Source organism: Kriegella aquimaris (assembly GCF_900103215.1).
Classification (GTDB): Bacteria; Bacteroidota; Bacteroidia; order Flavobacteriales; family Flavobacteriaceae; genus Kriegella; species Kriegella aquimaris.
Genome location: NZ_FNGV01000003.1, coordinates 29,223 through 40,899, shown reverse-complemented (window position 1 = coordinate 40,899; position 11,677 = coordinate 29,223). Strand labels below are relative to the sequence as shown.

Annotated in this window: 7 protein-coding genes; 4 read left to right on the top strand and 3 right to left on the bottom strand. The window is 41.3% G+C overall.

The genetic code is table 11. From position 1 onward, the window contains the following. The first annotated feature begins 41 nt into the window (after nt 1–41). The 4 genes from BLS33_RS08080 to BLS33_RS08065 all read left to right on the top strand — a co-directional run bounded on the left by BLS33_RS08080 (nt 42) and on the right by BLS33_RS08065 (nt 4,441). Nucleotides 42–1,025, top strand: coding sequence for an ROK family protein (locus tag BLS33_RS08080; RefSeq protein WP_089888134.1), 984 nt, complete (start codon nt 42–44; stop codon nt 1,023–1,025). Nucleotides 1,026–1,091: 66 nt separating this feature from the next. Further along, entirely contained in the window at nt 1,092–1,727 is a 636-nt protein-coding gene (locus BLS33_RS08075; protein ID WP_089888131.1) for a D-sedoheptulose-7-phosphate isomerase, read from the top strand. Between the two features lie 147 nt (nt 1,728–1,874). Continuing rightward, a complete protein-coding gene (locus tag BLS33_RS08070) occupies nt 1,875–3,161 on the top strand; it encodes a DUF3748 domain-containing protein (RefSeq protein WP_176801356.1) in 1,287 nt (428 codons plus the stop codon). Between the two features lie 47 nt (nt 3,162–3,208). After that, nucleotides 3,209–4,441 (top strand): sugar MFS transporter, encoded by a 1,233-nt coding sequence (locus BLS33_RS08065; protein ID WP_218129545.1) that lies wholly within the window; start codon nt 3,209–3,211, stop codon nt 4,439–4,441. Nucleotides 4,442–4,531: 90 nt separating this feature from the next. Here BLS33_RS08065 and BLS33_RS08060 read toward each other — a convergent pair whose 3' ends face one another. From BLS33_RS08060 to BLS33_RS08050, 3 genes are all read right to left on the bottom strand, one after another. Continuing rightward, the gene (locus BLS33_RS08060) at nt 4,532–6,661 is read right to left on the bottom strand and encodes a two-component regulator propeller domain-containing protein (protein ID WP_089887243.1); all 2,130 of its coding nucleotides are present in this window, start codon (nt 6,659–6,661) and stop codon (nt 4,532–4,534) included. A gap of 47 nt (nt 6,662–6,708) precedes the next feature. After that, a complete protein-coding gene (locus BLS33_RS08055) occupies nt 6,709–8,943 on the bottom strand; it encodes a hypothetical protein (RefSeq protein ID WP_089887241.1) in 2,235 nt (744 codons plus the stop codon). Nucleotides 8,944–9,142: 199 nt separating this feature from the next. Next, nucleotides 9,143–11,515: a GH92 family glycosyl hydrolase gene (locus tag BLS33_RS08050; RefSeq protein ID WP_089887239.1), complete on the bottom strand. Its 2,373-nt coding sequence runs from the start codon at nt 11,513–11,515 to the stop codon at nt 9,143–9,145. Between the last annotated feature and the right edge of the window lie 162 nt (nt 11,516–11,677).

Genomic DNA, 11,677 nt, shown 5'->3' with positions numbered 1-11,677 from the left:
TGACATCCCATTTGTTTAAAGAAAAGAATACGGAACAAATAATGAAAAAACAGAACCATTCTAAACAACCTTCAGCCTTTTATGTAGGTTTAGATATTGGGGGTACCAAATGCGCCGTAGTTTTGGGTGATGACGATTTCAACATCTATGAGAAGGTTTTTTTTGAAACTAAAGTGGAGCGGGGCCCGACAATTATCTTAAATGAATTTAAGCAGCATATTCATCAACTTTTTGAAAAATATGATCGTGAAAAATTGGTAAAAATTGGAATAAGCTGTGGTGGTCCGCTTGATTCAAAACTAGGATTGATAAAATCACCACCAAATTTACCAGGTTGGGATGATATTCCAATAGTAGAAATCCTAGAGAAAGAATTCGGAATAGCGGTAGCTATACAAAATGATGCCAATGCCTGTGCCTTGGCCGAGTGGATGATGGGTGCCGGAGTAGGCACTGAGAATATGATTTTTTTGACTTTTGGAACAGGAATGGGAGCTGGACTCATCCTGAATGGAAAAATATACTCAGGAACCAATGACCTTGGGGGAGAAGTAGGGCATCTTCGTTTGGCCGATGATGGACCCATAGGTTTTGGAAAAGCAGGATCGTTTGAAGGATTTTGCAGTGGGGGAGGCATTGCCAAACTAGCCAAAAGTACTGTCGAACATAAACTTAAAAACAAGATAGTTGTTGGGTTTTGTCCAACAGTGGAAGATGTCGATGCCATCACGGCCAAAGCTGTATTTACAGCTGCCCTTCAAGGCGATCAGGTGGCTCTGGAAATTGTAAAAATTTCTGCTGAATATCTCGGAAAGGCATTGGCCATACTTATCGATACTTTGAATCCCGAATGCATTGTCATCGGCAGCATTTACGCCAGAAACGAAGCCTTATTAAAACCATTGGTCTATGAGGTGCTTAAAAAAGAAGCCATTCCCGAAGCGCTTGAAGTGTGTCGTATTTTGCCGGCCAAATTAGGTGATAAAATTGGTGATTATGCAGCGTTGGGTGTAGCCATGCAATAAATAAAAAATAGCGTACAATTAAAAAACAACAAGAACAGCCTTATGGTGAAAGATGAGAAAGTAAATATGAACTTAGAAGATATAGTCCAAAATTTAATACAAAGGTATCCACCACTTGAAACTTGTAAAGAATCTGTAAGAAATGCAGGTGAAGTATTGGTTGAATGCTATCAAAACGAAGGTAAGTTGTTGGTCTGTGGTAATGGTGGCAGTGCTTCCGATTCGGATCATATTGTGGGCGAGTTGATGAAAAGCTTTTCTAAAAAACGCCCAGTTACCGCTGAATTTGAAAAAAATCTTCTTGAAAGTTCAGGAGAAAGGGGGGCGATACTTGCTTCGAAATTAGAAAGAGGATTGGCGGCAATCTCATTGAATGCCCATGGCGGTTTGATTTCCGCGATTTCAAATGATATCGGCGGTGATTTTATTTTTGCGCAACAAGTGTTGGGCTATGGTCGAAAGAATGACGTTTTATTGGCCATTAGTACTTCTGGGAATTCTGTCAATGTCTTAGATGCCTGTATTACGGCAAAAGCTTTGGGTATAAAGGTAATTGGGTTGCTTGGGGAATCGGGAGGCAAGATCAAATCGTTATGCGATGTGGCAATATGTGTCCCCGCGACCAGTACCGCAGCTGTTCAAGAATACCATTTGCCGATATACCATGCTCTTTGCATTATGGTCGAAGAGACTTTTTTCTGAAATACTGAAAAATATGTACTTTATCTGATACCTATTAAAGAAAAAACTTAACAAATGCGCACTTTAAAAATTCCGGGTTTCATATTAATCATGGTATTTTCTTGCATGATAAGTTGTAAAGAACAAGTAGCGTCTAAAAACGATATAATGACCGAAAAACAAATTACCTTCAATGCAAAGACCCATGCTTTGGATAACAATGATAATTTTTCCCCAGATGGACGCTTTTTGTGTTACGATACGCGTTACATGGTGTTCAATACTAATTTAGCCAACAGCAAGTCTGTAGAAAAAGTAGCCATTGCAACGGGGGAGGAAACGGTGCTATGGCAACCAGAATCCATTTCGGGAGAAAATGCGGCGCCTGGTGTTGCCGCGGTTTCTTACCATCCTACGGAAAACAAAGTGGTTTTTATTCATGGTCCTTTATTGGAAGAAGTTGATGAAAGGGGATATTATGATATAAGAAACAGAAATGGGGCAATCGTCAGCGCCGACGGAAATGGAGAGTTTTCAATTGCCGATTTAAGGGATGTGGCTACCGATAGGCCAACAACTCCGGGAGCACAGCGAGGTGGTACGCATCGACATGAATATTCTAGAAATGGGGAACGCATCGGTTTTACCTATGACGACTTTTTACAGCAAGATTATGATCGTACCATAGGTTATATGGAAGCTAGTAATAGTGCTCCGGAAGGATTCAGCCATTATTTTGCGGTATTGGTGAAACCTGTCAAAAAAGGGGAATCAAAACCAGGGGAAATTGAAAAGGCCTACGGTGATTCTTGGGTTGATTCTATGGGTTCAAAACGTGCCTTTATTGGAAAAGTACGCGCCGAAAACGGGGTTGATTATAAAACTTCACTTTTCATTGCTGAAATACCTGGCTCCGTAGAAATTACGTCGGCTTATTCCGGTGATGCCAATACTTATCCAAATCCTCCAAAGGGTGTCGAAATAAGAAGATTGACCCATAGTACAAGCGATGAAGGTATTGTACGAGGATCCTATTCGGGCAAACAGATTGCTTATTTATCAAAAGATGAAAAGGGCATATCACAAGTTTTTATAATTCATGTTGACGGATCGGATAGGTCAGATGATATGAAGAAAAGACCGATGCAGGTAACTGACTATGCCACCGATGCCAGCAACGTTCGTTGGCATCCTTCCGACGAATGGTTATTTTCAATTAGCGGTGGAAAAGTTTACGCCAGTTATATTGGTAGTTCTGCCGATTTCGGAAAGTCGATTTTGTTGACTCCCGATGATTTGAACCGCGAAGCTTTGGTTGTATCTCCCGATGGAAAAAGCTTAGCTTACAATGTGGACCTACCCAATGCAACAGCATCGCGAATAATTAACGGGGAAGAGAATAATGAATATAAGCAAATATTCATCTTAGAGCTCCATGATGTTCTTAGCTTGTAAAGTGAATTAATAAAGCGAGTAAATACTAATAATTTAAATCTATACTATTGAAAAACGCAACACAAACCAAGAATTTCAGGGGTGCTTTTGCCCTAATGACCTCACTATTCTTTATTTGGGGGGCAATCGTCTCACTGAACGATATTTTGATTCCGCACTTCAAAGGTTTGTTCGAGATGAACTACACAGAGACAATGCTGATACAGTTCTGTTTCTTTGGAGCGTATTTCTTAATGGCGGTTCCGGCGAGTTTACTGGTTGAACGTATCGGATATAAAAAGGGTATCTCTGCCGGATTGATTACAATCGGTTTGGGGGCACTCATATTTTTGCCTGCATCTTGGTCCGTCTCGTATCCGTTGTTTTTATTCGGATTGTTTACAATGGCTACGGGTAGCGTAATTCTGCAAGTAGTGGCCAATCCCTATGTAATTATATTAGGTAAACCAGAAACCGCTTCTAGTCGTTTGAATTTGGCACAGGGTATCAATTCTTTGGCAACGACGCTGGCCCCCTTGGCCGGTGGCTTTTTGATATTGGGGCATTACAATACGCCGCAAGAGGCTGCGGCCGCTGTGGAAATACCCTATATAGGTTTGGCGATTTTCGCCTTTTCAATCGCCGTTATTTTCTATTTCTTAAAACTACCGAAGGTGTTGGAAACCGATGGGGTAAAGGTGAAGGGAAATGTGTTGAAATTTCGACAATTGCGATTGGGGGCCATTGCCTTGATGCTTTATGTTGGCGCCGAAGTGGCCATTGGTAGTTTTATAGTAAACTTTTTAGGAGAGGCTAATATTGCTGGTTTCGCCGAGAAAAAAGCCGCTACGTATATTCCAATTTACTGGGCCGGATTGATGATAGGTCGTTTTCTGGGATCTGCCATTTTACAAAAGGCCAGTTCCCAAAAAGTATTGTTCACTTCGGCTTTGGCTTCTGTATTATTGCTAGCTGTAACCATCCTCACAAATGGTTATGTGGCCATGTGGGCGATGTTGGCCGTTGGTCTGTTTAACTCAATAATGTGGTCCAACATATTTACCTTAGCTGTTAACGGTCTAGGAAAATATACGAACAAAGCGGCCGGTATTTTGGTTATGGCGCCCGTTGGTGGAGCTATATTGCCGTTGCTGCAAGGAGTTTTGGCCGATATGCCGGCAATCGGGCTTCATTTGTCTTATATTTTACCGCTTTTATGCTACGCATTTATCATTTACTATGCGGTAAATGGGTATAAGCCCGGAGCTAATGAATTGGCTCAAGTTGAAGCCAACATTTAAACCTTATGTTCAACAATAAGTAAGCGCCTGTCCATTTCTATATTGAAAGTAGAAATGGACGGGCGCTATTATTTATATTTCCGCTATGTTCTAATGAGGAATTAAATTATGATATTTAGCGAAGTAATAGGGTAAAAGATAGAAAGTACCTTCGTGTTCCGAATAGCCGTTTCCTTCTGAATCGTGCAGGTCAAAGGCATCTCTATCCAAGCGAACATGCCCGCGTTCATCGATAGGAAGGGCATAGGTATCTACACGCCACCCCATATCAGCCTCTTGCGCTGGCGTTGGGTCGAAAATCACGTCAAGACGATGGGTATTGTCCACTTCGTATCCGATAAGGTCCAGGGGGATACGCTGTAAGGTTTCCTTAATATATTTCGTATCAAGACTGCTTTTTCCGTAGCGATCAATAACCGATTGGGCAAACAACGGATTCTCTTTGAACAGTTCACTGGTATTAAAATAGCCTTCGTTTACTTTCTTGGTAAAGGTATTCGCTAGTGCTCCGTAAAGGCCATCCCAGAAAGCATTCTTTTGTTTACTGATATTTAACCAGGCATATTCCAAGGAAAGACGATACATCATGAGGAGCTCGGGATCTTTTTCATAGTTGATAAGCCCGTAAAAACTCATTAATCCTAGATTGTTGTCCCACGGCACAACATTCTCAGGAGGGAAAAATTCTTTGGGATGCATGGCATTGATATGGTAATTTTCCTCGTCGCGAAGCATTTTGGCTACTTCGTCATATTTTGGATCTTCGGTAACATGGCTGGCTACATTAAGAAAGGAGAGCATCATCATCGAATTCAGACCGCGCTGATCCCAACCCCAAATGGAGTTAAAGTAGTCGGGGTCAAAACTGCCCCAACGTGTGGGTTTACCATCGTAGTCGACCAATTTGAAACTATGGCGAATGAGATGGTCGGTAACATCTGCTACTACCTGCTTAACCGCTTTTTTCTCTTCTTCGGTTTCAGCGACAAGGTCGTAATAGACGCCATAATAGAAGTAATGCCCCGCCAATTCGTCGGAGCTGGTATCACATTTCCATCGGTATTTACCGTCTTCGCTCAACGGAAATCGGGGATAGATGTCTTTCCAGAACGGGTCATTTTTTTGGTTTCTTTTATTGTACTCCTTGCTGTATTGTTCATTTACCGGTTCATGCCAATCAACAGGAATGATAACACGGGCAGGAAAACCTGGTTCTGGAGTAATATCGACCAACCATTTCACGGCCTTAAAACTTCTATCGGCAATTTCTTTGGCTTCCCTATCTCCTGTGATAGCATATCGAAAAGCTTGGGCGGCCCCGTACATTGAGGTGTATTGCCCGTCGTTGTCAGAAATCGCTAGTTCATAGCTATCTATATTAAATTGCTCACTAAGCTGATTCTGACAAATGAACCCCATTCTATTATGTCTTTCTTCGGTCTGTTGGGTAAAATAGGCTGCCTTTTCCTCATAGGTCATTTCTTTTGAGAGAATTTGACCAATGCCTTTATCCGTTGCTATCCAAGCGGAACCATCTTTGTCTATAGCGATATCGTTTACGCGGTTGTCAGGTAGCCAACGCCGTGTAGAACGATAGTAGAAATAATCATTCTCAGCCCTTATTGCCCCATTTTCGGTGCCGAACCACACCTCACCTCCAGGTCCTGCTGAAGCACAGGTAAACTTGGTGTAGGGTACGCCTTCTTTACCGGTGTATAGCTGCCAGGTTCCATTACTGTTTTTTCCGATACCTTCTTTAGACCCAAACCATAGATTACCGCTTGAATCTACCACTAGGGCGGCGACTTTTTTTAACGCCCAACTATAATTTTCATCAAAAGGTAATACCTGCTTCCATTTGCTTTTTTTGTCTTTGACGTACAGACCGTTTTCACAACCAATATAGATTTTGTCTTTAAAGGTTACTTCGGAGAGCACTTTTCCAGCACCTTCAGGCAACTTTTTGAATTGAGATACTGACGGTAGATTTGAGGAATTTTTTGACTGTGCCCATTGCTTTCCGTTCCATTGGTAGGCCTTTCCAGAGGCAGTTGCCAACGGTACATTGTTAGAAAGTTGTATTCTATCAATGGCGCCTTGAGGGAGCCCCTGGTCACTACTATGAATTACCGAAACATCTTGTCGGAACTTGTCTTTTTCCCCGGTAGATATAAAAGAGTATTGTAAAAACGCTATTAAAATCAGTAAAAGGGCTCGCATAGGGTATCGAATTGAATGGTTACTTTCTTTAAGGAAATCTGTGACGGTTACTTCAATGGTTGGGGTTCACTGATGACACCTAAGTAGCGGCCCATCCAATAGGGGAGAAGCCAAATATCGCCGGCCGAAAATTCTTCACCGCCATCATTTCCAATTTTATCCAACTGAAACATATTGCCATTATGACGCTGTACCCTTCTTTCGTCGGGAGGAAGTACTTCTTTAGTGGTTTGTTCCCTAAAGTTGGGAGCAATGAATTCTAGGTCTTTTCGGTGGCTGTTCTTAATATCCCATGAAACCATATCTAAAGGATGTTCTTTGAGGTACCATACGGCCTCCCCAAGATCAAATTCCGAAGTACCGGTCAATGCCGTCATAATGTTCCAAGCACCTTCTTTTTCAGGTCGTTCAATTTCCCAATGATCGAGAATGGATTCTTTAAATTTTGTTTTAAGGGTGTCGTTAAAAGCATATCTGTATAATCCCCAATATCCTACAAAATACATTTCATCATCGGAATGGTTCCACGATTCAGATAGCATCTTGCTCCAATCGTCTGCATCGTCTGGGGCGGGAGCTACATCTTTCATCGGCCACATGAGGTTTTCGAGATAGCCATGGTTATCCATCAGGTCGAAGGCCTTTTCTTTATACTTTTCCTTTCCTGTGAAATGATAGGCTGTTTGTAACATGCCAATAATATTGGAAGAGTTAATTTTTCGATCGCCCACCATTTTTGGTCTCGCATTTACATATTCAGGGTTCCATTTGCCCCAAGTAGTGGGTTTTCCATCAAAATCGACCATATATAAATCATTGCGGACCACATGGCTCATCAAGGTATCGATTAGGGTTATTGCGCGATCTTTTAGATCATTATCCATCAATTCAGCCATAACGCCATAAGCAAAAATATGACCGATGGCCTCATCGCTACTGGTAGTCGATTTCCAATCCCACTCGGGATCGTTGGAGTGTTGCCACCTGTCTGGGTCGTGCAATTTCTCAATATAACCACTACGCTCGAAGGAACGGGAGGGAAACCCCGGTACGGGATTTATACTGAACAACCTTTCCATGGCATCCATTGCTTCACGACAGTTTTGGAGGGCAACTGCCGATTTGGTAACCGAATAACGAAAAACTTCTGCTGCAAGGTACATGGTTGTCCATAAGCCATCATTATCGGAATCTGAAAGTCGACCCGAATCAATATTTCCATGGTCTAAATCGACTAAATTAGCATTGAACCCTAGACGAATATGTCGGTTTCTTACTTGTGATTCATAGTATTGAGCCTTATCAAAAAGAGTCATTTCTTCGAATACGATTTGGCCGAGACCGGCATCTGTTAATACCAAAACGGACCCATTTGTTCCTTGTGAAATATGCTTTACGACGTTGCCGGGTAACCAACGTTTTCCGTAGTAGTAATCGAATTTACCATCATCGCGCATTTTGAAGGCGCCCTCGGAAGAACCGAACCAAAGTTGACCATCTATGGCCGCAATCGATGTTATTTCGTTGGCAGGTAGTTTCTTTTGAGTTTCCCCAATTTTCTTGCTAGTTCTAGAATCTATTTCAAAATAGCCATCTGATGTGCCAACAATCAATTTGTCGTCAATTAGGGCAAAAGAGGTTAAATTCTGCTCTTGTTGTGTTGTCTTTAAGGTGTTGGTAGTAGCGTCAAAGCTCGAAATGCTTTGTGTTCCCAAAATCCAAAATGTCTTTTTTGCGGAATTGTACTTTATTTCCAATACCTGATCATCGATTTCTTCTTTCCAAGGTGCTTTATCCTTTGAGAGGAATTGTAAGGCCTTACCATCACTGATCAAGAAATCGAAATCATCACCTGCTGCTAAAATTTTAGCTTCGGGGAGGTCATGGGAAAGATAAAGACTACCTGCCCAAGCATTGCTTAAAACGGCTTTGTCATCTAAATAAACAAATTGATTTTGGTACAAGGTAAAGCCACTTATGTTTTTATCCGTAATCGGCCGATAAGTTTTGTCTTTCATCAATATACCTGGGTATAAAAATTGGCCGTCATGGGTGCGTAGCACACCTTTGGAGGAGAGTACCTGAATAACGCCATTTCTATCCATATGGACTTCAGAAAGTTCCATATCTTGAGCATTATACTTTATACTATAATTTTGTATATAGGGTACATCTTTATAAACGGGCATTGCAGAAACGACTTCTTTTTCATTTTTAGGACTGCCACACGATAAAACTAGCAATGAAATTACCCAAATGTAATACTGATTTACTTTTCTCATAGAATCGTCAAAATTTAGATGGTTTGATGATGAGTTGAATAAACCATTTCAAGAACATAGCCTAAAAACCCCTTTTACAAATTAACCTTTTTTTGACTTTTTTCACTTCCTATATATTATATGGTTTGCACGGTATTTTACCCAAAAAATGCTCCGATGGCATAATTGTACAATAAAGTGTTAGAATAATTGAAATATGTTATTTTTCTGTTAGGGAAGGTGGCACATTGGAAACTCCCCATTTCGTATTTGGTCGAGGACCCATTTTAAATTGCAAAGTACCTCCTTTGGTGATTTCCTCATGGGTTATCCAAGTCCTGTTGAAAGTTTTTCCGTTCAGTGTTGCCGATTGAATGTATTTGTTTTCCTTTGAATTATTAACCGCACGAATAGTAAACGTTTTATTTTTTTCAAGTTTTAGCGTTATTTCTCCGAAAAGTGGACTGCCAATGGTATAAGTCGTACTTCCTGGTGCCATGGGATAAATTCCCATTGAACTCAATATATACCATGAAGAGAGGGAGCCCATATCATCATTGCCAGGGAGTCCTCCCGGGCCTATTCTGTACATTTCCTCAGCGACCTGCCTAGCCCTAAACTGTGTTTTCCAGGGTTGGCCCGCATAGTTATATAGGTAGGCTACGTGATGGGACGGTTGGTTACCTTGCACATATTGGCCTATGGTACCGACTACACCCACATATTTTGGGGGAGATATTACTGGACTCATTTCGAAAAAAGTATCGAGTTTGTCAATAAATTGTTTTTTGCTACCGAAGAGATCGATGAGCCCCTGGGGGTCGTGTTGTACCGACCAAACATACTGCCAAGCGTTTGATTCGGTATAGTGACGATTGGGGCGGCGCCCTACCAATAGGGGATCAAAATACTTGTAATAGCTGTGGTCTCCCACTTTGACGATTTCTTGTTCGTTATCACCGAGTTCAGGTAAAAATTGACCGTCATATTTTTTTGGTCTCATGAACTGGGTTTTAGAATCCCATACGTTTTTGTAATTGTACGCCCGTTTGGTAAATAGTTCGTAGTCTTTGGTCTTCCCCAGTTCTTTAGCCAATTGGGCGATACACCAATCATCGTATGCCAACTCAAGGGTATTCGGTACGGCCTCGGTAACTTTGTCGATAGGGGCATATCCCTTTTCAAGATAGGATGTTAAGCCCGATCTGCCCGCTTCGTGCGGAATGGGGTCTTTGGGAAGTTCCAATGCCTTTTTTCGCATGGCTTTGTATAAAAGGTTAATGTCGAAATCACGATAGCCCTTCATATATGCATCTACTATAACCGGTATCAAGTGGTCACCGACCATTGATTCACCGTAGACATTTAGAAAATGCTGTGCAGGTAACCAGCCGTAGTTTTCCACCTTGGCAGCAATCGATTTAATATAATCGTTGACATGTTCGGGTGAAATCAGCGTCATCAACGGGTGTTGCGTTCTATAGGTATCCCAACAAGAAAATGAACCATAGAAATCAAAACCATTCGCTTCATGTACTTTTCCGTCAGAACCGAAATATTTGCCATCGACGTCTTGCGAGATATACTGCGAGAGAAGCGACCGGTAAAGGGCCGTAGTAAATATTTGTTTTTGATCTTCGGTGGCATCGTTGACCGTTATTTTAGAAAGTTCCTTGTTCCAGATTTTCTTTGCATTTTCCTTTACGTTGTCAAAATCCCAATCCGGTATTTCTTGGTGTAGATTTTTTCGAGCTCCCTCGATACTGGTATACGAAATACCGACCTTGACCAACACTTGTTCGTTTTCCTCTGTGTGGTATTGTACAAAGGCTCCGATTTTATCACCAACTTCGGCATTCTTGTAGGGAAAAATGCTACCATCGGATTCAGGAGTTTTATAACTGGCATCAAAGGTGCCGTAATATAGAAAAGGCTTACTGAATTCGGCTACGAAATAGACTTTTCCAAGTCCTGCGGCTTTTGCACCTTCAATCCGATTATTGTCAATTATTTTTAGTTCAGAAAATTCACCTTTGGTCATATCGCCAATTTGATGCCCTACATCCAAAATAATACGCGAATTCATCGATTTTGGAAAAGTATAGCGATGAAATCCGGCTCTTTGTGTTGCCGTTAACTCTGCTGTAACATCATAATCCTTAAGTTTTACGGAATAGTAACCAGGAGAAGCTTTCTCATCTTCATGGTCGAACCGAGAACGGTATCCCGCATCAGGATTTTCCAAAGAACCTGGTGCTATATGTAATTTGGTACTAGTGGTGGGCATCAACAAAATCTCACCTCCATTGACCATGCCGACCCCGCTCCAATGCGTATGGCTGAAGCCCATAAGGGAGCTTTCAGAATAAATGTAACCCGCACAATAAGTCCAACCTTCGGTATTAATATCAGGACTCAAATGCACCAATGCATTGGGAAGTGAAGCCCCTGGAAAGGTATGTCCGAAAAAATCAGTACCAATAAAAGGGTCGACATAGTCAACCGGTTCTTTGGTCTGGGAATAACCGATTTGATAAAAAACAACAACCAAAATCAAGGTCAATGTGTAAATTGGTTTAAGGGAATATTTCATGGATTTTTATTTATTGTTTTCAAATATGGTAAGCTTTGTTAACTTTTGACATTTTCTAAATGTTAAAGAATATTGCCTTGGATTACAAATATATACTAGTCTTCTAAATTCAAAAGTTAATATATCATGTAAATGAGATAAAATAGCGGAAACAAAAGGAAT

Bases quoted from the DNA above. Each gene is read 5' to 3' on its own strand.
- BLS33_RS08075 (WP_089888131.1), top strand. From the start codon at position 1,092: ATGAACTTAGAAGATATAGTCCAAAATTTAATACAAAGGTATCCACCA.
- BLS33_RS08060 (WP_089887243.1), bottom strand. From the start codon at position 6,661: ATGCGAGCCCTTTTACTGATTTTAATAGCGTTTTTACAATACTCTTTT.
- BLS33_RS08050 (WP_089887239.1), bottom strand. From the start codon at position 11,515: ATGAAATATTCCCTTAAACCAATTTACACATTGACCTTGATTTTGGTT.
- BLS33_RS08055 (WP_089887241.1), bottom strand. From the start codon at position 8,943: ATGAGAAAAGTAAATCAGTATTACATTTGGGTAATTTCATTGCTAGTT.
- BLS33_RS08070 (WP_176801356.1), top strand. From the start codon at position 1,875: ATGACCGAAAAACAAATTACCTTCAATGCAAAGACCCATGCTTTGGAT.
- BLS33_RS08080 (WP_089888134.1), top strand. From the start codon at position 42: ATGAAAAAACAGAACCATTCTAAACAACCTTCAGCCTTTTATGTAGGT.